General features: G+C 71.4%; 18 protein-coding genes, 1 tRNA gene and 1 pseudogene. 16 read left to right on the top strand and 4 right to left on the bottom strand.

Annotated elements, in window-relative coordinates; all coding sequences use genetic code 11:
- Positions 1 to 105 precede the first annotated feature (105 nt).
- The 7 genes and pseudogenes from IF88_RS47875 to IF88_RS0118130 all read left to right on the top strand — a co-directional run bounded on the left by IF88_RS47875 (position 106) and on the right by IF88_RS0118130 (position 5,879).
- Positions 106 to 3,024 (top strand): sensor histidine kinase, encoded by a 2,919-nt coding sequence (locus tag IF88_RS47875; protein ID WP_051837096.1) that lies wholly within the window; start codon positions 106 to 108, stop codon positions 3,022 to 3,024.
- A 35-nt stretch (positions 3,025 to 3,059) separates the two neighbouring features.
- Positions 3,060 to 3,494 carry a roadblock/LC7 domain-containing protein gene (locus IF88_RS0118155; RefSeq protein WP_030712821.1) on the top strand — a complete coding sequence of 145 codons (435 nt, stop codon included), beginning with the start codon at positions 3,060 to 3,062 and terminating at the stop codon, positions 3,492 to 3,494.
- Positions 3,491 to 3,910, top strand: a complete 420-nt coding sequence (locus IF88_RS0118150; protein WP_051837095.1) for a DUF742 domain-containing protein — start codon at positions 3,491 to 3,493, stop codon at positions 3,908 to 3,910. The genes IF88_RS0118155 and IF88_RS0118150 overlap by 4 nt, the downstream gene beginning before the upstream one ends.
- Positions 3,888 to 4,544, top strand: a complete 657-nt coding sequence (locus IF88_RS0118145) for a GTP-binding protein (protein WP_078892964.1) — start codon at positions 3,888 to 3,890, stop codon at positions 4,542 to 4,544. Before IF88_RS0118150 ends, IF88_RS0118145 begins: the two co-directional genes overlap by 23 nt.
- Positions 4,541 to 5,074 (top strand): annotated as a pseudogene (locus IF88_RS0118140) (GAF domain-containing protein); the annotation flags it as partial. The gene IF88_RS0118145 and the pseudogene IF88_RS0118140, both read left to right, overlap by 4 nt.
- 213 nt (positions 5,075 to 5,287) lie before the next feature.
- Positions 5,288 to 5,650 carry an MmcQ/YjbR family DNA-binding protein gene (locus IF88_RS0118135; RefSeq protein WP_030712811.1) on the top strand — a complete coding sequence of 121 codons (363 nt, stop codon included), beginning with the start codon at positions 5,288 to 5,290 and terminating at the stop codon, positions 5,648 to 5,650.
- A 152-nt stretch (positions 5,651 to 5,802) separates the two neighbouring features.
- A tRNA-Pro gene (locus IF88_RS0118130) sits at positions 5,803 to 5,879 on the top strand.
- 176 nt (positions 5,880 to 6,055) lie between these two features.
- Here the strand turns inward: IF88_RS0118130 and IF88_RS0118125 are convergent.
- Positions 6,056 to 7,321, bottom strand: a complete 1,266-nt coding sequence (locus IF88_RS0118125; protein ID WP_030712809.1) for a hypothetical protein — start codon at positions 7,319 to 7,321, stop codon at positions 6,056 to 6,058.
- 134 nt (positions 7,322 to 7,455) lie between these two features.
- Between IF88_RS0118125 and IF88_RS42135 the strand changes: the two genes are divergently transcribed.
- The 5 genes from IF88_RS42135 (at position 7,456) to aspA (ending at position 12,679) form a co-directional block, all read left to right on the top strand.
- Positions 7,456 to 7,908: a gamma-glutamyl-gamma-aminobutyrate hydrolase family protein gene (locus tag IF88_RS42135; RefSeq protein WP_324617201.1), complete on the top strand. Its 453-nt coding sequence runs from the start codon at positions 7,456 to 7,458 to the stop codon at positions 7,906 to 7,908.
- Between the two features lie 31 nt (positions 7,909 to 7,939).
- Complete coding sequence (locus IF88_RS0118115; RefSeq protein ID WP_078892961.1) at positions 7,940 to 8,671, top strand: FadR/GntR family transcriptional regulator; 732 nt, start codon at positions 7,940 to 7,942, stop codon at positions 8,669 to 8,671.
- On the top strand, positions 8,668 to 10,107 hold the full coding sequence (locus IF88_RS0118110; RefSeq protein ID WP_030712802.1) for an amino acid permease: 1,440 nt from the start codon (positions 8,668 to 8,670) through the stop codon (positions 10,105 to 10,107). Before IF88_RS0118115 ends, IF88_RS0118110 begins: the two co-directional genes overlap by 4 nt.
- Before the next feature lie 89 nt (positions 10,108 to 10,196).
- Entirely contained in the window at positions 10,197 to 11,213 is a 1,017-nt protein-coding gene (locus tag IF88_RS0118105) for an asparaginase (protein ID WP_030712801.1), read from the top strand.
- 56 nt (positions 11,214 to 11,269) lie between these two features.
- Entirely contained in the window at positions 11,270 to 12,679 is a 1,410-nt protein-coding gene (aspA, locus tag IF88_RS0118100; protein ID WP_030712798.1) for an aspartate ammonia-lyase, read from the top strand.
- Positions 12,680 to 12,820: 141 nt separating this feature from the next.
- Here aspA and IF88_RS0118095 read toward each other — a convergent pair whose 3' ends face one another.
- Together IF88_RS0118095 and IF88_RS0118090 are read right to left on the bottom strand one after the other, a co-directional pair.
- Positions 12,821 to 13,951 carry a tyrosine-type recombinase/integrase gene (locus tag IF88_RS0118095; protein ID WP_030712795.1) on the bottom strand — a complete coding sequence of 377 codons (1,131 nt, stop codon included), beginning with the start codon at positions 13,949 to 13,951 and terminating at the stop codon, positions 12,821 to 12,823.
- Positions 13,952 to 14,108: 157 nt separating this feature from the next.
- A complete protein-coding gene (locus IF88_RS0118090) occupies positions 14,109 to 14,903 on the bottom strand; it encodes an MBL fold metallo-hydrolase (protein WP_063754810.1) in 795 nt (264 codons plus the stop codon).
- Positions 14,904 to 14,993: 90 nt separating this feature from the next.
- Between IF88_RS0118090 and IF88_RS40480 the strand changes: the two genes are divergently transcribed.
- Positions 14,994 to 15,389 carry a winged helix-turn-helix transcriptional regulator gene (locus IF88_RS40480; protein WP_030712788.1) on the top strand — a complete coding sequence of 132 codons (396 nt, stop codon included), beginning with the start codon at positions 14,994 to 14,996 and terminating at the stop codon, positions 15,387 to 15,389.
- 540 nt (positions 15,390 to 15,929) lie between these two features.
- On the opposite strand, the gene IF88_RS0118075 is transcribed toward IF88_RS40480, so the two are convergent.
- A complete protein-coding gene (locus IF88_RS0118075; RefSeq protein WP_030712775.1) occupies positions 15,930 to 16,502 on the bottom strand; it encodes a TetR/AcrR family transcriptional regulator in 573 nt (190 codons plus the stop codon).
- Positions 16,503 to 16,605: 103 nt separating this feature from the next.
- On the opposite strand from IF88_RS0118075, the gene IF88_RS0118070 reads away from it, so the two are divergent.
- From IF88_RS0118070 to IF88_RS0118060, 3 genes are all read left to right on the top strand, one after another.
- Positions 16,606 to 16,914: a hypothetical protein gene (locus IF88_RS0118070; protein WP_030712773.1), complete on the top strand. Its 309-nt coding sequence runs from the start codon at positions 16,606 to 16,608 to the stop codon at positions 16,912 to 16,914.
- An 84-nt stretch (positions 16,915 to 16,998) separates the two neighbouring features.
- The gene (locus IF88_RS0118065; RefSeq protein WP_030712771.1) at positions 16,999 to 17,721 is read left to right on the top strand and encodes a VOC family protein; all 723 of its coding nucleotides are present in this window, start codon (positions 16,999 to 17,001) and stop codon (positions 17,719 to 17,721) included.
- Positions 17,722 to 18,756: 1,035 nt separating this feature from the next.
- Entirely contained in the window at positions 18,757 to 19,536 is a 780-nt protein-coding gene (locus IF88_RS0118060) for an alpha/beta fold hydrolase (RefSeq protein ID WP_030712770.1), read from the top strand.
- Positions 19,537 to 20,455: the final 919 nt, after the last annotated feature.

The following is a 20,455-nucleotide window of genomic DNA, read 5'->3' as shown; positions in this document are numbered from 1 at the left end:
TTCCGGGGCGGGACGGCGGGGTCTAGCGTGGGTATCCGGTGATCAACACCGGGCCCCGGAACGCTGGGGGCCGGGCCCCACGTACCGAACGTACCGAGGACGCCGATGTCCGGACTCCGCGCCGCCCGCCACGCCCCGTCGAGACACGCCGTCACCGGTCCCGGCCGGCAGATACGGCCCCAGCTGGTGCGCGCCGCCGTCCTGCCCACGCTGGCCGCCGGGCTCAGCGGGGCCGCCGCGGTGATCTTCACCCTCCAGCTCGGCGGGGGTGCGGGCGACCGCGACGCCCGGCTCTGGCCGGTGCTCACGGGCTGTGCCCTGCTGGTGGTCGGGGCCCTCGCCGCGGCCCTGCTCGGAGCCCAGCGCGGGGCCAAGGCCGTACGGGACCGCTGCGAGGCGCTGCGCCGCTCCAGCGTGCGCGGCCGCCAGGAGCTGCGTACCGCCGCCGACCTGCTGGAACGGGGCGAGACCCCGCCCCGCCCGGTGCGGGGCGGGCCGACCGGGCCGCTCGTCGGGGGCGATCCGGCCGGCGTGGACGAGTTCTGGCTGCTCTCGCAGGAGCTGCGGGGCGCCCGGGAACAGGCGCACGCGACCCTCGTACGGCTGGCCGGACCGGCCACGCCGTCCGACAGCGAGCGCACGGTCGAGGTCTTCGTCAACCTCGCGCGTCGCCTGCAATCCCTCGTGCACCGGGAGATCGCGCTCCTCGACGAGCTGGAGGACACGGTCGAGGACCCGGACCTGCTCAAGGAGCTCTTCCACGTCGACCACCTCGCCACCCGGATCCGCCGGCACGCCGAGAACCTCGCCGTGCTGGGCGGGGCCGCCTCCCGCCGCCAGTGGACACGGCCGATCGACCTGAGCGAGGTGCTCCGCTCCTCGGTCGCGGAGGTCGAGCAGTACACCCGGGTCAAGGTCGTGCCCCCGGCCGGTGGCAGCGTCCGCGGACACGCCGTCGCGGACGTGGTGCACCTGCTGGCCGAACTGGTCGAGAACGCCACGGTGTTCTCCGCGCCCGACACCGATGTCGTGCTGCGCGCCGAGCGGGTCACCGCGGGGATCGCGGTCGAGGTGGAGGACCGGGGGCTGGGCATGCCGGTGGAGGAACAGCACCGGATGAACGCCCTGCTCGGGGACCCCGACCAGATCAGCGTCCGGCACCTGCTCGCGGACGGGCGGATCGGGCTGTTCGTCGTGTCGGCGCTGGCCCGCCGGCACGGGATCGCCGTCGAGCTCAAGTCCAACATCTACGGCGGCGTGCTCGCCGTGCTGGTGCTGCCGCAGGAGCTGCTGGGCGCGGAGGCGCCGAGCGCCGCCGACGCGGCGGGCGGCTCCCGGCCGACCTCGTGGGGCACGGGCGAGCCCCGGTCGGCCCCCCGCCTGGAACGGGTTCCCGCGCCGCAGCCCTGGCCCGCGACCCCACAACGCGCCCCGGCCGCCCCGGACATCGCACCGGGCCCGCCGCCCCTGGCGGTTCCCGCACCGCGCTCGGGCCCACCCACCCGGGCCGTCCCACCCCCACGCGACCCCGAGCCCGACGCTGCGGCGCCCCCCCGGCCCAAGCCCGCGCCGGCCCCCGAGGCCTGGTCCGAGCCCGCGCCGGATGCCGGGGACCCGGCTCCGGCCGGGGCCGATCCCTGGCCCGAGGCCGCGCCGCTCCCGGCGCGGGGTACGGGGGATCCGGCTTCGGCCACGGCCGTGACCGGCCCGGGTGCCAAGGCCTGGGCCGAGCCCGCGTCGATGCCCGCGCCGGGTGCGGGGGATCAGGCTTCGTCCGAGGCCGTGCCCGACCCGGGTGCCGAGCCTTGGCCCGAGGCCGCGCGGGGTGCGGGGGACCCGGCTTCGGCCGGGGCCGAGGCCGCGTCGATGCCCGCGCCGGAGGCCGGTTCCTGGCCCCGGGCCGTGCCCGGGGACGGGCACTCAGCGTGGCCCGAGGCCGTCGCGGCAACAGGCACGGCGGGCTCCGCCGAGGACTGGGCCGCACCCGCGCCGTTCCCGACTCGGGGAGCGTGGGACCCGGTTTCGGCCGGGGCCGGGACGGGCGCCGAGCCGGTGCCGGAGACCGGCCACTGGTCTGTTGCCAGGGACGAGCCCACGGCCTGGTCCGAGGCCGCTGACGGCTCGGCCGGTGACGGGGCTGGGGCCTCGGCCCCTGCGGCACCTGCTCGGCTCCCCGTTCGGGGAGCGGGGGACCCGGCTTCGGCCACGGCCGTGACCGGACCGGGGTCTCCGGCTTCTGCCGGACCCGGGACAGGGGCCGTGCCCCCCTTGGCGTCTGCGCCGACGTCCGCTGCTGCCGAGTCCTGGGCGGGCGCCTCGGCGATGGCCGTGCCCGCGCCGGGTGCGGAGGACCCGGCTTCCTCCACGGCCGTGACCGGCTCGGTGGCCGAGCCTTGGGCTGACACCCCGGGCGGGCTCCGGCCGGGGCTCGTGCCCTGGGGCGGAGCAGGTCCGGGAGATGCGGATGCGGCTTCAGCCGAGCCTTGGGCCCGGTCCGGGCCCGGGGCCCCGGCCGCGGCCCCGCCCCCGCCCCGGGACGGAGCCGCTCCGGGCGGTGTGGATTCGGCCTCGGCCGAGCCTTGGGGCGGACCCGTGGCCCCCGCCCCCTCGGGGCCGGACGACGGGACCGGGGCTGGCGCCTCGGCGATGGCGGAGGATCCGGCTTCGGCCGGGGCCGTGACGGGCCCGGGGGCCGAAGCCCCGGACGGGCCCGTGCCCCGAGACGGAGCGGCTCCGGGCGCCGGGGGTGAGACCTGGGCCGGGGGTGCTGTGCGGGCGCGGGGTGGGCCGCGCGGCGGGGAGGCGGCCGGGTTGCTGCCCCTGCAGCGGGGCGGCGAGCCCGAGGTCGGGGAGGAGCGGCCCGCTTTGCCCCGGCGGCGGGCGCAGCAGCACCTGGCACCGCAGCTGCGCGAGGCCCCCGTACCGCGGCCGCCTGCGGACGCCGAGCAGCCACTGCACGATCCGGGCCTGATGGCCGCCTTCCAACGGGGCTTCGGCCTCGCCCAGTCGGAGAACCAGCTATGACCCCGACACCTCACCTCAGCAAGGAGCACACCCCCATGGGCGGCGAAGTGGCGACGAAGACCGGCACCCGGCTCTCGGACCTCGACTGGCTGCTCAGCGGCCTGGTGCAGCGCGTGCCGTACACGCGCAGCGCCGTACTCCTCACCGCTGACGGCCTCGTCACCTGCGTGCACGGCCTGGACGCCGACAGCGCCGACCACCTGGCGGCCCTCGCCTCCGGCCTGTACTCGCTGGGCCGCAGCGCGGGCTCCCGGTTCGGCGCCGGCGCGGAGGTACGGCAGGTCGTCGTCGAGCTCGACACCGCGCTCGTCTTCGTCTCCGCGGCCGGATCCGGGACCTGTCTGGCCGTACTCGCCGACCGCGAGGCCGATGCCGGGGTGCTCGGCTACGAGATGGCGATGCTGGTCAAGAGCGTCCGTCCGTACCTGGCGGCCCCGCCGCGGCGGCCCACCGCCGACCCGGAGCGATGAGGGTCCGCGCCACGGGGGCGTACGCGAAGGGGCGGGACACACCGTGGCTCGACGACTCGGCGGGCCGGGTCATGCGCCCGTACACCGCCAGCGGCGGGCGGACCCGGCCCGGCGTCGCGCTCGACCTGCTCTCGCTGGTGACCGCGACCGGCGTGCGCCCGCGCATCCCGCTCGGGGCCGAGCACACCCTCGTGCTACGGCTCTGCGCCGGCGCGGCCGCGGTCACCGTCGCCGAGGTGGCCGGGCAGCTGAGGTTGCCGGCCGCGGTGGTGAAGGTGCTGCTGTCCGATCTGATGGAACACGGGGCCGTCATGGCGCAGGCACCGCGATTCCCCGGCATCGGCGGCGACGGGTTCGCCGCCACCGACCAGTCACTCCTGAGGGCGGTCCTCGATGGCCTGCGAAAACGCCTGTGAAGCCCCCGCTGCGGCCCCCGCGACCCTGAAGATCCTGGTCGCGGGGGGTTTCGGCGCGGGCAAGACCACCTTCGTGGGCGCGGTCAGCGAGATCGAACCGCTGAGCACCGAGGAACTGCTCAGTGACCTCAGCTCGGCCGCCGACCCGACGCACCGCGTCGAGGCGAAGACCACCACGACCGTCGCCCTCGACTTCGGCCGGATCACCCTCGACGAGCGCCACGTGCTCTACCTCTTCGGCACACCGGGCCAGCACCGCTTCTGGTTCCTGTGGGAGGAGCTGTGTGCGGGCGCGCTCGGGGCGGTGGTGCTCGCCGACACGCGCCGCCTCGAGGACTGCTTCCCCGCCGTGGACTTCTTCGAGCGGCGCGGGATCGGCTTCATCGTGGCCGTCAACGAGTTCGACGACGGCCACCGCTACGCGCCCGAGGAGGTCCGCGAAGCGGTGGGGCTCGGGCCGGAGGTGCCCGTCGTACGGTGCGACGCGCGCCTGACCAGTTCGGGTACGGGCGCACTGGCGGCCCTGGTCCGCCACCTCCTCTGCATGTCCACAGCCACAGCCACAGCCACAGCCAGGGCCACAGCCACGGCCACAGTCAGCTCTTCGTCTTCGGAGTCGGGGGAACCGCCATGACGTACTACGAATCGACCGGACACCTGCTGCTCACGCCGGTGGACCGGGAGGCACCCGCGCGCGCCGTCCGGCTGCGCGAGCTGGGTCTGGGGGAGCGGACGGACGCCGAACTGGACGCCTTCGCGCGGCGGGTCGCCGACGTGCTCGAAGCCCCGCACTCCGGGGTCAACTTCATCGGCGAGGAACGGCAGTTCTTCGCCGGGCTGCACCACGCGGCCGAGTCCCCGGCCGGCGGGTACCCGGCGCGGGTCCTGGCCCGCGACCACGGCTACTGCCCCTACGTGGTGGTCCGGCGGCGGGCGCTGGTGCTGGAGGACGTACGGGACTTCGCGCGCTTCGCGGGCAACGCGGTCGTCGACGAGAGCGGGGTGCGCTCGTACCTGGGCGCGCCCCTCACGGACCGGCGCGGGATCGTCCTGGGCACGGTGTGCGCGGTGGACGTGGTGCCGCGGCGGTGGGGGACGGCGGGGCTCGCCACCGTCAAGGCGCTGGCCGCGGAGCTGGTGGCGCTGGTGCACGCACGGGAGGACCGGGCGCAGGCGGACGGAGCGCAGGCGGACCGGGCGCAGGCGGACCGGGCGCAGGCGGACGGGGCGCAGGTGGACGGGGCGCAGGTGGACGGGGCGCAGGCGGGCCGGGCGCAGGACCGCGCGGCGGACCGGCGGGCGTGAGCGCGAGGGTCGGTGGCGGGGGCTACGGTCGTCGGACGAGGGTTCACCGGTGGCTGGAGAGGAGTCTCGGGGATGGCCACGACCGCGCAGGACGTCCGCCTGATCGCGCTGTCGCTCCCGGACAGCAGCGAGAAGCTCGCCTGGGGCATGCCGACCTTCCGGGTCGGCGGGAAGATCTTCGTCGCGCTCGCCGACGACGACACCTCGATCGGGGTGAAGTGCCCCAAGGAGGACCGCGCCGCGCTGATCGCGGCGGAGCCGGAGAAGTTCTTCGTGCGTCCGGGCCACGACGACAACTACGCCTGGATCCGGATCCGCCTGAAGGCCCTGGCGGACGCGAGCGAGCTGCGCTCCATCCTGACCGACTCCTGGCTCCAGGCCGCCCCGAACCGGCTGATCGCGGCCCATCCGGAGCTCACCGGCACGTCGGGCTGAGAAGCGGCCCGCCGCACGGCGCGGGACCGGCGGACGTGGCCGACGCGGTACCGGTGGAAGCGGTAGCGGAAAAGGTGCGCGCGACCACCCGCTGAAATGCGGTATCGTTCTCATGCGCGTTCGGCCAGGGGAAACCCCAGGTCAGCGGGTATCGGGACGTGGCGCAGCTTGGTAGCGCACTTGACTGGGGGTCAAGGGGTCGCAGGTTCAAATCCTGTCGTCCCGACCATGCTTTTAGCAGGTCGGAGGCCGTTCTCTCATCCATGAGAGGGCGGCCTTTTCCATGCCCGGAATGCTGGTGGTCGCAGTGTGGTAGCACGCCCGCTTTGGGGTTGGCTGGCGGTGGGGTGGAAGCCGGTCGGGGTGAGGCTGCGGAGCGGGTGCCCCGTCTTCGCCGCACATGCTTTAGGTTGCGGGTGTGGCCGTCGTCTGTTCGTCGGTCAGGCGGGCCCGCCAGTCGCTGACGTAGTCGTCGGGCATGGACGCCAGGCGGGCGATTTCCCCGTCGCTGCGCCCATCGGACCAGGCCAGGATCCGTGTCACGGTGCGGTTCCGTGCCGCGCGGAAGTCCTTGAGCATGTTCTCGAGGCGTTCGGCTTCCTCGGCTTCGCGGACGAGCTGCTGGTCGACGGCGGAGCGTTCCTCGGCGCGCAACCGGCGCAGATGGGCGTCCAGGCCCGTCAGGACCAGACCCTCCTCGTGCGCGGAGTTCTGGAACCCTTCGGCCAAGGCCGCCAGCACGCAGTCGGGGACGTCGGCGAGGGTGGCCCCGGGGGGCTTGGCCGCCTCCCAGGTGCCCCGACCCGCCTCTGTCGTCTCCAGCCAGACGCGGGCGTCTGTCGGAACACGGTCGCCGCACGCCTGCGCGCGGTAGGCGTACAGGGCGGCACGGTGGCCGTAGAAAGTGAAACCGTCCTCGATCTGCCGGTCGGCGGCGCGGCACATCCGCCCCGGTACACCGCCATAGCCGCTCTCGGGACTGTAGTCGGCGTAGGCATCGAGTTCCGCGTCCGTGGCCAGGCCCCAGGAGGGATCGCACAGACCGGGGTTCATGGCGAGGAACGCGCCGACCTCGACACGCCAGGCAGGGATCGGTGTCGTGCGCAGCCTGGGCCAGCGGAGATCGCCGGAGGGGTCGAAGGTGTGGGTCGCGGCCTGCTCGATGTCGTCCCAGGCGGTGGCGGCCTCGGCCGACCACTCCAGTTCGTCGTCCGGTCCGATGCGGTGGATGGAGTCCACGAGCCGCTGCACGGCGGGGAGTATGCGCAGAGCGAGCGCGTGCAGTTCCTCAGCGGTGAAGAAGCGCCAGGAGCAGCCGCGCTGTTCGTCATGGGTCAGGTGGCCGAGCAGCTGCACCATGCTTCCGGAGGCCGGGACGGCCCCGTCGCCGAGTGCCCTGCGGGGGAGGCCGGGGAGCTGGCTGCCGAGGTCTTCGGACGGGGCCCGCCAGTCGATGTCGCCGAACCATACGGCGCCGTCGCGTGCGTCCACTGCCAGCCACTGGTGGTAGCCCGCACCCGGGCCGTAGCGCTGCTCCTGCTGCTCGGCGTGCTCGTCGTGCCATACGTACTCGCCCGGAGGCGGGTCCAGCTCCACGGCCATGAAGCCGTCCTCGGGGCGGTAGCCGGTGAGGACGCGGGCCGTTCGCGGCGCACTGTCGGCGGCGGTCATGAGGGGTTTCCTCTCGCTGGAACGTCAACCACCGCAAACGTAGGGCGCCCGTCACACAATAGTTTAACTTTCAGCCACCGCGTCCGGTAGTCGGACACGCCGGGAGACCTGGCGTCATCACCCGGTCTACGCGCGTGCGGCCGCCGTCAACTTGGCGCATTTCGCGTGGATTCACGCTCCGTTCACTGCCCGACAGGGTGGGCCATCACGGCCACAACCCCTGCCGGGGCCACTTCTGTGCCCACACCGTCACCACCGCGCCGGGGACCCGGATCGGCGCCCTCCTGCCGGGGACCCGCGAGGTCGCCACGCATCATCATCAGGCCGTGGATCGCCTCGGCTCCGGGTTCATCGTGGCAGCCCGTGCGGCGGACGGCACCGTCGAGGCGATCGAGAGCACCCGGCACCGCTTCGCCGTGGGCGTCCAGTGGCATCCGGAGATGGGTGTCGACACGCCGGTGGTGCACGCCCTGGTGGATGCCGCCGGTTCCGCCGCAGACACCGATCGGGCGGCTTCGGTGGCAGGACGGAAAGTGCGCACGGTACGAAACTCGCCGGGCCGGACTTTCCCGACACAGGTGTCTTGACACCCTCCGGCGCACCCATCAAGATCACACCGTGAACCTGTCAGACAGCCAGACAGGTGGCCAGGCCCCGCGGCGCGTCAGCGCGATGGAAGCGGTCTTCGGCCACCTGCGCAGCGCCATCGAGCGCGGTGAGTACGTCGTGGGCGACAAGCTTCCCTCCGAAGCCGAGTTGTGCCGGGCCCTGGAGGTCAGCCGGCCCGTGCTGCGGGAGGCGCTCCGAGCCCTCCAAGCCATCGGCCTGACGGCCTCCAAGAGCGGCAAGGGCACGTTCGTCCTGGCGAACACGGTCGAGGACCCCACCTTCGGCGACTACGTCGCCAGCGACCTGCTGGAGGTGCGCCGGCACGTCGAGATCCCGGTCGCCGGGTACGCCGCGCTGCGCCGCACCCCGGAGGACCTGGACCATCTGGGCCATCTGCTCGACCGGATGGAGCAGGAGACCGACACCACCGCGTGGGTGGCGATGGACACCGTCTTCCACCTGGCGGTGGCCGAGGCATCCCGCAACCCCGTCTTCCGCCGCGTCATCGAGGAGATCCGCGACGCACTGGCGCGTCAGTCGACCTTCCTCAACGAACTGGGCGGCCGACGCGAGCAGTCCAACTGCGAGCACCGGGCGATCCTCGAGGCGCTGGCCGACGGTTCCGAGCACGACGCGGTGGAGGCCATGTCCCACCACCTCCTGCGGGTCGAGACGACCCTCACAGAAATCGTGCGCCCCCAGCGCGCGGCCACCTCCACGGAAGGCAGACCCGAGGCGTGAGCGAGCAGTTCCTCAAAGACGAGAAGCGCCCCACGACCCGTCACGTGGACGCCGGGGACACCGGCTACAGCAAGTCCTTGACACCCCGGCACGTCAACATGATCGCCATCGGGGGTGCGATCGGCACCGGGCTCTTCCTCGGCGCGGGCGGACGCCTCGCCGACGCCGGCCCCTCACTGTTCGTCGCCTACGCCGTCTGCGGGATCTTCGCGTTCCTCGTCGTACGCGCGCTCGGCGAGCTCGTCATGTACCGGCCGTCCTCCGGCGCCTTCGTCTCGTACGCCCGGGAGTTCCTCGGGGAGAAGGGCGCGTACACCGCGGGCTGGATGTACTTCCTCAACTGGGCGACCACCGGCATCGCCGACATCACCGCCGTCGCCACCTACACCCATTACTGGCGCCTGTTCTCCGACGTCCCGCAGTGGGTGATCGCGCTCATAGCCCTGGCCGTGGTCCTCACCGTGAACCTCATCTCGGTGCGGATCTTCGGCGAACTGGAGTTCTGGTTCGCCATCGTCAAGGTCGGCGCGCTGGTCGTCTTCATGGCCATCGGGATCTTCTTCCTCGTCACCCGGCACCCCATCGACGACGCCGTGCCCGGTCCGTCCCTGATCACCGACAACGGCGGGATCTTCCCCAACGGCCTGCTGCCCATGCTGCTGATCATCCAGGGCGTCGTCTTCGCCTACGCCTCCGTCGAGCTGGTCGGAGTCGCGGCCGGTGAGACCGAGAATCCCGAGGAGATCATGCCGAAGGCGATCAACTCGATCATGTGGCGCGTCGGCCTCTTCTACGTCGGCTCGGTCGTCCTGCTGTCGATGCTGATGCCGTGGAACAGCTACAGCGCCGGCCAGAGCCCGTTCGTGACCGTGCTCTCCCACATCGGCATCCCGGCGGCCGGCGACGTCATGAATCTGGTCGTTCTCACCGCGGCCATGTCCTCGCTCAACTCCGGCCTCTACTCCACGGGCCGCATCCTGCGCTCGATGGCCGTCAATGGCTCCGCCCCGCGCTTCACCGCCCGGCTCAGCCGCACCCAGGTGCCCTACGGCGGCATCCTGCTCACCAGCGGCATGTGCGTCCTCGGCGTCGGGCTCAACTTCGTGGTTCCGGCGGATGCGTTCGAGATCGTGCTCAACCTCGCGGCCATCGGCATCCTCGCCACCTGGGGCATGATCATGGTCTGCCACCTCTTCTTCTGGCGGAAGACCCGTGACGGCGAACTGACCCGTCCCTCCTACCGCCTGCCCGGGTCCCCGTGGACCGAACTCGTGACACTGGCCTTCCTCGCCTCCGTCCTGGTCCTCATGTACGCCGACGGAGGAGCGGCGCGCACCACCGTGCTGTGCGTGCCACTGATCGCCGCGGCGCTGGTCGCCGGCTGGTACGCCGTCCGCGGCCGCGTGGCGCGCGCCGCCGCGAAGAGCGAGGGCTGAGCCGGGCGGCGGGCGCGGCCCGTCCCCCCGGGCCGGGCCTGCCGCCGGCCACCCCGGTCAGCAGCAACCCACCACCAAACGAGGCAGTGATGCGCAGCAGTCTCCTCGCGGACGCGCCCGCGATGCGCGAGCCCCAGCATGCACCCGTCGCCCACGTCACCCGGGGCGGCGTGATCGAGGGAGTCCACTACGGATCCGTCGTCGTCCTCGGCGGTAATGGCGACGTCCGGTTGAGCATCGGAGACATCGAGGTCGCCTGCTACCCGCGCTCAGCCCTCAAGCCGGTCCAGGCCCTCGCCATGGTGCGGGCCGGGCTGCCGCTCGACGGCGCCCTGCTCTCCCTCTCGATGGGCAGCCACTCCGGCGAGGAGCACCACCTCGCAGGTACCCGGCTGATCCTCGAACTGGCCGGCCTCACCGAGGACGACCTGCGCAACGTCCCCGACGTGCCGTACGCCTCGGCGGTCCGGGATGCCTGGGTGCGCGAGGGCCGCGGGCCTTCCCGGCTCGCCCAGAACTGTTCCGGCAAGCACGCGGCGATGCTGTACCTGTGCAAGCTGGCCGGCTGGCCCCTGGAGAGCTACCTCGACCCGGGCCACCCGCTTCAGAGGGCGATCGCCGAGGTCGTCGAGGAACTCACCGGCCAGCACATCGCGAACGTCACCGTCGACGGCTGCGGAGCCCCGCTGTTCGCAGTGTCCCTGCACGGCCTGGCCCGCGCCGCCGCCCGTATCGCCACGGCCGGTCCGGACACCGCCGGGCGCCGGGTGGCGGACGCGCTGCGCGTCCACCCGGAGATGGCCTCCGGCACAGGGCGAGACACGGCCCAGCTGATGCGCGCGGTGCCCGGGCTGCTGGCCAAGGACGGCTTCGAGGGCGTCCAGGTGGCCGCGCTGCCCGACGGCCGGGCCGTTGCAGTGAAGATCGCCGACGGGGCGGACCGGGCGCGCATCCCGGTGACGGCCGCAGCCCTCGCCCGGGCGGGAGTCGAGCCGCGGCTGCTCGCCGGGTTCGAGGGCGAGCCGATGACCGGCGGCGGCCGGCCCGTCGGCGGCATCCGGCCGGTGGCGGCGCTGAACCCGCCCAGCGTCCCCGCCACCGCCTGACTCCATCCCCTTTCACCACCTTGACCCACCCACCTCAGGAAGAGGGCCGCACACCCATGACCGCCGCCACCCGCAGCGAACACGACCTGCTCGGAGACCGCGAAGTCCCCGCCGACGCCTACTGGGGCGTCCACACCCTGCGCGCCACCGAGAACTTCCCCATCACCGGGACGCCCATCTCCGCCTACCCGCACCTGATCGACGCCCTCGCTGCCGTCAAGGAGGCCGCAGCCCTCGCCAACGAGGAACTCGGCCTGCTGGAGCCCGCGAAGGCAGCCGTGATCGTCGCCGCCTGCCAGGAGATACGCGGCGGCAAGCTCCACGACCAGTTCGTCGTCGATGTCATCCAGGGCGGCGCCGGCACCTCGACCAACATGAACGCCAACGAGGTCATCGCCAACCGGGCGCTGGAGCTGCTGGGCCACGCCAGGGGCGAGTACCGGCACCTGCACCCCAACGAGGACGTCAACCTCGGCCAGTCCACCAACGACGTCTACCCGACCGCCGTTCGGATCGCGACCGCCTCGGCGGTGCGCGGCCTGCTCGAAGCCATGGCCGTCCTGCAAGCCGCCTTCGCCCGCCGGGCCGCCGAGTTCCACGACGTGCTGAAGATGGGCCGCACCCAGCTGCAGGACGCCGTACCGATGACCCTCGGGCAGGAGTTCTCCGCCTTCGCGGTCATGCTCGACGAGGACCGCAGCCGGCTCGCGGAGGCCCTCGGACTCATCCACGAGATCAACCTCGGCGCCACCGCCATCGGCACCGGCCTCAACGCCCCTGCCGGGTACGCCGAGTCGGCCCGTCGCCACCTCGCCGACATCACCGGGCTGCCCCTGGTCACCGCGGCCGACCTGGTCGAAGCCACCCAGGACTGCGGCGCCTTCGTCCAGATGTCCGGCGTCCTCAAGCGCGTCGCCGTCAAGCTGTCCAAGACCTGCAACGATCTGCGCCTGCTGTCCTCCGGGCCGCGCGCCGGACTCGGCGAGATCAACCTGCCGCCGGTGCAGGCGGGCTCGAGCATCATGCCCGGCAAGGTCAACCCGGTGATCCCGGAGGTCGTCAACCAGGTCGCCTTCGAGGTGATCGGCAACGACATCACCATCACCATGGCCGCCGAAGCCGGACAGCTCCAGCTCAACGCCTTCGAGCCGGTCATCCTGCACTCGCTGTCGAAGTCCGTCATCCACCTGCGCGCGGCCTGCCTCACCCTCGCCGAGCGCTGCGTGGCCGGCATCACCGCCAACACCGAGAAGCTGCGGGCCACCGTTGAGAACTCCATCGGCCTGGTGACCGCCCTGAACCCGCACATCGGGTACACGGCCGCCACCGACATCGCCAAGGAAGCCCTCGCCAGTGGCCGGGGTGTGGCCGAGCTGGTCCTGGAGAGGGGCCTGCTGCCGGCCGAGAGGCTCGCCGCCCTGCTGCGGCCCGAGGTGATCGCGGGAGCCAGAGCGGCCGGGGCCTGACGCGGGGCTGCGCCGCGGCTCACCGGCCGCGCACCTGGACCGTCCCGCGCCGCGGACGGCACGCTGTTGCACCGTTCGCTGTGCCGAGCGCCTCACCTGTGGCGACCTATGGGAGCCGGTGGGGGTCAAGGGGTCGCAGGTTCAAATCCTGTCGTCCCGACCATGCTTCATGCAGGTCGGAGGCCGTTCTCTCATCCGTGAGAGGGCGGCCTTTTCCATGCCCGGAGTCCTGGTGGTCGCAGTGTGGTCGCACGCCCGGTTCGGGGCTTGTCCGCCATAGTGCTGAACGCGGGCGGGGCGGGGGAGCGGAGCCGGTGGAGGGCTTCGTGGAGGCGCTGGATGTGGTCGCGTGGTGGTTGCAGCCACGCCGGCCGGTCCGTCCGGCGGCCGGTCTTCTCGGCTCCGGTGAGTGTGTGGTCGATGGTGTCGACGGCTTCGCGGGCGGCTTGTTGGGTGAGGTGGCTGTAGATGTTCGCGGTGGTCGAGGGTGGAGTGCCGCAGCGTCTTGGAGACCACGGTGAGCGGGACGCCGGCGGTGATGGTGATGGTGGCGCCGAGGTGTCGCAGGTCGTGGACGGTGATGCGGGGAACGCCGGCTTCGCAGCGGACGTAGAGAACCCGTTCGGGCAGGTGGACGTCGTACCGGTGCAGACCGAGGGCCTCTCCCTTGCGCATGCCGGTGCTGATGAGGAACTCGAACAGGTCGGCCATGTCTGGGTCTGCCTGATGGCAGTGCTGGAGGAAGCGGACGGCCTCGTCCGCGGTCCAGCTCCGCCGCTCTGGCGACGGTGGACGGTGAAGGGCCGAGGGGCTGGCGGGGTTGTGGGCGAGGCGGTGTTGGCGGAAGGCGGCGCCGAGGGCGCTGGAGAGGGTGGCCAGGCAGCGGTAGAGGGTGGTCTGGCCGCGGCCGGCGGCGAGCTCGCTGGTGACGAACGCGGCGATGTGCCGGTGTCCGAGCTCGTCCAGTTTCAGGGTCCCGAAGGCCGGGACGAGATCGTTGTGGACGTAGTCCCGGTAACGGGCGATGGCGGTCGGCTTGAGCACGAGGGCCTTGGCGGCGAGCCAGACGGTCAGGTAGTCGGCGACGCTCTGGTTCGAGTCGGCGTTGAACCCGCCGGCCTCGCCCTCCAGGAACCTCCGCAGCGCCCCCTCGGCCGCGTCGTGACTGCCGCGCGGCCGCGATCGGCGGTGGTACGCAGCCCGTCGTTGGTCCGGGAATGGTCCGGAGCTTGGTCCGCCGGGCAGCAGCAGGGCGCCGTCGTGACCGACCATGGAGAAAGAGAGCCCACCCAGAACCAGACGTACCCACCGCGTGCCCTGCCGTGCTGCCTCTCACCAGGGTTGAATCCGGTTTCAGGGACAAGTAGCAATCGGAACCGCCGACGGCGACCGCGGCACCGCCGAGTGCGTTCGATCGGACGGGCTGCGGTCAATGGGTGTGGCCGTGTGCGCCTGCGGCCGGCGTCCTCCAGTCGATGCCGTGTCGACGGGCCGCCGCGAGAGCTGTGGGCACGCCTTCCGTGTAGGGCTCGCCGTGGCCGGGGAGCAGCGTCGTGGCTGTGATTCCGGCCAGAGCGGTCAGGCTGTCCAATGCCTGTTCGGGGTCGTCGTTGAGGGTGCCGGGCATGATTCCCAGGCCACGTCGGCCGGTGACGACGTCGAGGGTCACCAGGGCGTCTCCCGTGATCAGGACGTCTCGGTCGGCGAGCAGCAGGCAGCTGCTCCCTGGACTGTGGCCGGGAGTGTGGATCGCCCGAGGCGATCCCGGTACGTCGAGACGCTGCCCATCGGTGTAGCACTCGGCGTGCAGGATCGGCGGGACGGTAAACAGGCCCGCGCGTGCCCAGTTCAGGTTGAGTGCAAAGACGTGAGGCTTCCACAGGTTTCGCCGAATACGGCGGGGTGGGGTGTGGAGTCGGGCGCCTTTGGCCAGCGCCTCGTCGTCCGGGTGTATGTGCACCGGCCGGCCGGTGGCGTCGGAGAGCCGGCGGACGATGCCCAGGTGATCGGCGTGTCCGTGGGTGAGCACGATGGCCCGAACGGCGTCCAGACCTTGCCCCCGCTTCGTCAGCCAGTCCATCAGTGCGGGCCAGTGGCTGGGCATACCGCCGTCCACGACGGTCAGGGCGCCCTCCTGCTCGATGACGTACCAGTTGACGTGACCGTCTCCGAAACGGAACACCCCATGGGCAACCTCGATACCGGCCTGACGAAGTCTCTGCATCTGGAAGCACCTTTCCCCAGTCGCTTCCACCATGGAAGTAACGGGAGGCTACCAGTTCACTTCCAACATGGAAGCCGCTAAGCTGAGGACATGCGCTCGACCCTCGCCCTCGACAACTGTCCCGCCGCCCGAGCACTGGACGTGGTCGGCGAACGATGGGCGCTCCTGGTGGTGCGTGAAGCCCTCGCCGGAGCCCGCCGGTTCGACGAATTCCGCGATCGGTTGCGGATGAGCGAGAACACGCTCGCCCGACGGCTGACGGAGCTGACTGCCGCAGGCGTCCTCAGGCGCACGCAGTACAGCCTCAAACCCGCCCGCTTCGAGTACCTCCTCACTGAACAGGGATGCGCCTTGGTGCCGGTGCTCGCAGCCTTGGCCGCCTGGGGAAACGAGTGGACCGATCCCGATCCCGATCTGCCGAGGCCGCCCGAGCGACCGAGCTGGCTCGACGAAGGCGCCGCAGGCGCCGCCGGGCGGAGGGCGTGATCGCCTCGCAAGCGTCCGATGACATCGGTTGTGACAGCCGTGACCCGGCCGGGACCCTGCATCCGAAGTGGCAGCGCGTGCCTGACGTCGTCGGCAGGATGCACGACGAAGGCGAAGCTGATGAGTTGACGACGGAGGAGACGGTCACCACTGAGCCGGCTGTTCCTGCCCGAGACGCGCGCCCGGGTCGGTGAAGGCGGACCAGAGCAAGGTCGCCCGCCGCCCTGCGGTATTCCCAGCGACATCGGGCATGTGGAGAATGGCAGCTCGCACTCGACATGCTCGAGTGGCGGCAAGCAACCGGCCGCGGCCTCGACGCTCGTGCAGTCGGCCCTCCTCCGGCGGCCATCCACGCCTCGGCCAACTCCGCGATCAGCGAACCGAGTCGACGGCGCTGGAGGCCGGTGAAGAGACGATGGGGACAAGGCCGTGCGGTCAGAGTGTTGCGTCAGAACAACACCCAACCCGCACGGCCCTGTTCAGGCCGTGACAGAAGTGTGATTGTTACAGCGCGCCACGTTGTCGTGCTCTGCCGCCAGGTCAGTCCGGGCTCGGGAGGGTGGAGAGGAGGGCCGCGGCGGCTCTGTCGAAAGGGGCGATGCTGCCCGCTGCGCGACAGAGGATGTGGGCGCCTTCGAGTGTGACGATCATCAGGGTGGCCAGATCGGAGGCCTGGGACGGGCTTATTCCGGCGTGGGTGAGTTTTCCGGCGAGCTCGTCGGTCCAGCCGGTGAACCCTTCGGCCGCGACAGTGCGCAGGCTGCTCTGGTCGGCAATGGCCGCACCGCCGTCGATGGTGACCGCCGCGACCGCGCATCCGCCCCCCGCGGCGGACGCCTGCACCACGGGACGGACGTTGCCGAGGAACGCCTCCACAACGTCGCGGGGCGTGCGGGCCGGCAGTGCGTGCAGGTGGCCGCGGACGTCCTCCGCGTTGCGGCGAGCGGCTTCGAGCGCGAGTTGGTGTTTGCCGCCCGGGAAGTGGTGGTAGATCGCCCCGCGCGCGGCACCGCTCTCGGCCAGGACGTCGGTGAAGGACATCGCGGCCAGGCCGCGGCGTTGCAGCAGTCCGATCGCTGCGCTGATCATGCGGGACTTCGTGTCTGCGGCCATCGCACCCCCTTGACTAGTACGGCCATCCTATTCCATGCTCACCTCACTAGGACGCACGTACTAGTAGCGTGGGCTGGACAGGCCCCGACACCGGAGGTCCCTGATGGGCAAGACGTTTCTCTACACCGAGATCCAGGCGGCAGTGCCGTTCGAGCAGTTCGACTGGCAGCAGGTCAATGCGGCCCTGAAGACCGCACCGGGCCTGATCCGCAAGACGTGGCTGTCCGGGATCGGCACCCACACCATCGGTGGTTTCTACGAGTTCGACAGCGCCGAGAACGCCCTGGCCTTCGCTCAGGGCCCCTTCGCCGAAGAAGCGCGCCGGGCCGGAGCCCCAGCAACGACACGACTGTTCGACGGTGACATCGTCAAGGACGCCAGCATCGACCTGAACTCGCCCTACTACACCTGACACCGCAGGTCGCCGCGGAGTCAGCCCTGGACGCCGCCTCGCTCCACTGTCGGGGCGAGGCGGCCTCAACGGAAAGTCATCTCGATGAACGTCACGCGGCACTCCGAGAACAGCGTGAGCTGGATCGACCTCGGCACCCCCGACATGGATACGACGGCGGCGTTCTACACCGCGCTGTTCGGTTGGACCGTCGCCCGACCGGACCCCAACGGCTACAGGCTCTGCACGCTGCGCGGACATCTCGTCGCCGCCCTGGGGCCGGCCGAGGACGCCGGCGCCCCCTACTGGACGATCAACGTCACCGTGTCGGACATCCAAGCCACCGCCACCCGCTTCACGGATCTGGGCGCCCAGATCATCGTGCCACCCACCCGGGTCGGGACGCTCGGCCACGCCGCCGTCACCCTCGACCCCGTCGGCGCACCACTGTCACTCTGGCAACCCGGCACCCATACCGGCATGCAGCTGGCCCGCGAACCGGGCACCTTCGCCGGCATCAGCCTGCTCACCGACCACCCCGCGCAGGCCGCCGCCTTCTACCGACCGGCCCTGCAGTGGAACGTCAACCCCCAGCACACCGAGTTCCGGTTGCCGGGCAACTCCACCGCCGCCACCAGCCCGCCGCCAGGGAAACCAACGGCACAACGATCACTCTGGCTGGTCAGTTTCGCCAGCAACAGACCCGATACCGACGCCAAGCAGGCCCGACAGCTCGGTGCGACCGAAGTTCGCCAGGACTCCAACGGAGACGTGGTCCTACGCGATCCCACCGGCGCTCTGTTCGCCCTCACCCAGCACACCCGATAGTGCCACTCCGCCGAACGCATCGCCCCCGGCAATCGCGCGGGAGTGTCAGTTTCTTTCCGGACAGTCCCCTCCCCGCCCAGCCGTCTGAGACGGCTGGGCGGGTCGAGGGCCAGGTGGCTTACCTTGGGGACCAGTTGGGGATCAGCGCCCACGCCGCCGGGCGCACGGCAGGTACGTATGTACACGCTGTACGCCATGAGATTAAGGCCTATGTCGTGATTTTTCCTCCGACCCAGCCATCTGGGGGTCAAGGGGTCGCAGGTTCAAATCCTGTCGTCCCGACTGTGCGGAAACGCAGGTCGGAGGCCGTTCTCTCATGAATGAGAGGGCGGCCTTTTCCGTGCCCGGAGTGCTGGTGGTCGCCGTGTGGTCGCGCGCCCGCTTCGGGGTTGGGCGGCGGTGGGGTGGAAGCCGGTCGGGGGCGGGGGCGCCGAGCCGGTTGAGGGCTTCGCGGAGGTGCTGGATGTGGTCGGGTGGCGGTGGGTATCCCGGCAGCCACACCTCCGGTAGATGCGGCCGCGGTCGGCGGTGGTGCGCATGGGGATCGCCTTCAGATCGAGAGACGGCCGACCGAGCACTTTCTGCGTGCAGGGTGCCGGATGGGGTTGCGTTCCAAGGCCTGTGTCAGTGCCGATGCTCCGGGGGTGGCCGGCCATGCCGGGGCACGGTTGCTGCGGATCTCGCCGCGATGCCACCTGGCTGACCGCCGAGTACTCAACCGCTCTCAGGCCGCGGCGGCTCGTGGGCCCGGACGTGATCCGGGACGGATCGCCACTCCGATCTGGCCGTGATGCTCGCTGACAGCGGAGGACCACCGCCGCCCGGGTCGCGGTACGCATGCTGCCCGGCCTTGTCCTGGAGCTCGACGCCACGCTGGTGCCACTCCGAGAAGGAGGCGGCCGCGCCCACCTGGACCTGACGAGCAGGATTCATCTGGCCTGCGACGCCTTCGGTCGCCCGTCACGCTGCTACGCCGTTGGAACGAATCCACAAGCCGACGGGATTCCGGGCCCGGCCCGGAGGGCAAGACCCAGCATGGTGACAGGCCGTGTAGCAGGACACGTCATTCCGTATGAGGTACAGGGCAACGGCCCGGAGCGGGTCCTCGCACTCCACCACTGGCTCAGCGACAGGTCGAGTTTCGGCCCTCTGCGGCGGTACCTGGACGAGAGCGCGTTCAGTTACGCGTTTGTGGACTGCCGTGGGTACGGCGAGGCGATGGACACCCCCGGCACGTACACGATGGAGGAGGTCGCGGCGGACGCCCTCGCCGTGGCCGACGACCTCGGCTGGAACACCTTCTCGGTCATCGGTCACTCCATGGGCGGCAAGGCCGCCCAGCTGATGTTGCTGGACGCCCCCTCGCGGGTCCGCTCGATCGTCGGCATCTCACCGGTACCCGCGTCCGGGTTCCCGCTCGAAGGGGAGATGTGGGAGCTGTTCGTCGGGGCCGTGAAGAATTCCGGCAACCGAAGGACGATCTTTGACGTCCTCACAGGCGGTCGGCACAGCGATCCATGGCTGGACGCCAGGGTGAGCGGCTCGGAACGCTCCTCGCCGGCTGCCCTGCGCTCCTACCTCGAATCCTGGACTCGCGGCTCCGACATCCACGAGCGGCTCGAGAAAAATCCGACCCCGGTGCTTGTCGTGGCTGGTGCGAACGACCCGGCGATGGGCCCCGACACCATGCGGTCCACCTGGCTGCAGTGGTATCCGAACGCCGAACTCGAGGTTTTCAACGACGCCGGCCACTTCGCCCCGGATGAGAGCCCGGAGACACTGGCGACAGTGGTCGAAAGATTCCTCGGCCGCTAGCCACCGGCCCACCCCCGGCCGGATCGCGGTCGATGGCAGCCTTGCGGAGCGAGGGCTCGGTCGGCGCGGCAGGGAGGAGTCGCGAAACGATTGGCTCTCGTCTTGCCTGGTGCTCCGGCCGAGCTGCGAGCGGGTGGGGGGTCCCGTGCATGCCGGGCCTTGAGGCGGTAGGTGTCGGGCCCGCCCGGCCGGCCGTTCGGGATGAGGGTGAACGCCGGTGTGGGGCGAAGGAGAAGCGTACGAGCCGTACATCGGGCGGTGGAGCCGGCAGGTGGCGGTGGAGTGCGTCCGCCGCCTGGACGCTGCGGAGGGCAGTGACTGGCGGGACATCGGCTGCGGGACGGGTGCCGTCACACGGGCGGTCCTGGACGTGGCCGGCCCCCGGCGGGTGGTGGAAGTCGAGCTGTCGGACGGCTACGTCCGGTACGCCCGGCAGCACGTCACGGATTCCCGGGCCCAGTTACTCATCCGCTACTTCTGGAAAGCCGCCGTCTCCCTGGACGAGGGCAGTCGGAGCTGGACGAGGCCCTCCGGTTCCCCCTGTGCGCGCCCGGTCCGTTGGACGAACCGCTGCGAGCGGCCGGCCTGGCGGACGTGGAGGTCGACGAGGTCAACATCCCCACACGCTTCAGGGATTTCGACGACTACTGGGCCCCGTTCCTGGGCGGGCAAGGGCCTGCCCCGTCGTACCTCGCTTCACTGCCGCGGAAGGGGCAGGACGCGTTGCGTGAACGTCTGCGAGCCGGCGTCCCCACCGAGGCCGACGGCTCGATCGCCCTCACCGCACGCGCCTGGAACGGCCGGGGAAGACGTCCGACCGCTGAAGTCAGGCCGTAGCCCCCTCGCTGGCCGCACGCAGGCAGTGGCGGGTGACGCCCGGGAGGGGAGGCTGCCGTATCCGTGGCGCAAGCCGGGGGGA

The sequence above is a fragment of the Streptomyces sp. NRRL F-2580 genome, assembly GCF_000720115.1.
GTDB lineage: Bacteria > Actinomycetota > Actinomycetes > Streptomycetales > Streptomycetaceae > Streptomyces.
This window is presented reverse-complemented; position numbering and strand designations above follow the sequence as displayed.

What these genes read in the sequence shown, in the direction of transcription:
- IF88_RS47875 (WP_051837096.1), top strand. Translation starts at nt 106, where the DNA reads ATGTCCGGACTCCGCGCCGCCCGCCACGCCCCGTCGAGACACGCCGTC.
- IF88_RS0118155 (WP_030712821.1), top strand. Translation starts at nt 3,060, where the DNA reads ATGGGCGGCGAAGTGGCGACGAAGACCGGCACCCGGCTCTCGGACCTC.
- IF88_RS0118150 (WP_051837095.1), top strand. Translation starts at nt 3,491, where the DNA reads ATGAGGGTCCGCGCCACGGGGGCGTACGCGAAGGGGCGGGACACACCG.
- IF88_RS0118145 (WP_078892964.1), top strand. Translation starts at nt 3,888, where the DNA reads ATGGCCTGCGAAAACGCCTGTGAAGCCCCCGCTGCGGCCCCCGCGACC.
- IF88_RS0118135 (WP_030712811.1), top strand. Translation starts at nt 5,288, where the DNA reads ATGGCCACGACCGCGCAGGACGTCCGCCTGATCGCGCTGTCGCTCCCG.
- IF88_RS0118125 (WP_030712809.1), bottom strand. Translation starts at nt 7,321, where the DNA reads ATGACCGCCGCCGACAGTGCGCCGCGAACGGCCCGCGTCCTCACCGGC.
- IF88_RS0118105 (WP_030712801.1), top strand. Translation starts at nt 10,197, where the DNA reads ATGCGCAGCAGTCTCCTCGCGGACGCGCCCGCGATGCGCGAGCCCCAG.
- aspA (WP_030712798.1), top strand. Translation starts at nt 11,270, where the DNA reads ATGACCGCCGCCACCCGCAGCGAACACGACCTGCTCGGAGACCGCGAA.
- IF88_RS0118095 (WP_030712795.1), bottom strand. Translation starts at nt 13,951, where the DNA reads ATGGTCGGTCACGACGGCGCCCTGCTGCTGCCCGGCGGACCAAGCTCC.
- IF88_RS0118090 (WP_063754810.1), bottom strand. Translation starts at nt 14,903, where the DNA reads ATGCAGAGACTTCGTCAGGCCGGTATCGAGGTTGCCCATGGGGTGTTC.
- IF88_RS40480 (WP_030712788.1), top strand. Translation starts at nt 14,994, where the DNA reads ATGCGCTCGACCCTCGCCCTCGACAACTGTCCCGCCGCCCGAGCACTG.
- IF88_RS0118075 (WP_030712775.1), bottom strand. Translation starts at nt 16,502, where the DNA reads ATGGCCGCAGACACGAAGTCCCGCATGATCAGCGCAGCGATCGGACTG.
- IF88_RS0118070 (WP_030712773.1), top strand. Translation starts at nt 16,606, where the DNA reads ATGGGCAAGACGTTTCTCTACACCGAGATCCAGGCGGCAGTGCCGTTC.
- IF88_RS0118065 (WP_030712771.1), top strand. Translation starts at nt 16,999, where the DNA reads ATGAACGTCACGCGGCACTCCGAGAACAGCGTGAGCTGGATCGACCTC.
- IF88_RS0118060 (WP_030712770.1), top strand. Translation starts at nt 18,757, where the DNA reads ATGGTGACAGGCCGTGTAGCAGGACACGTCATTCCGTATGAGGTACAG.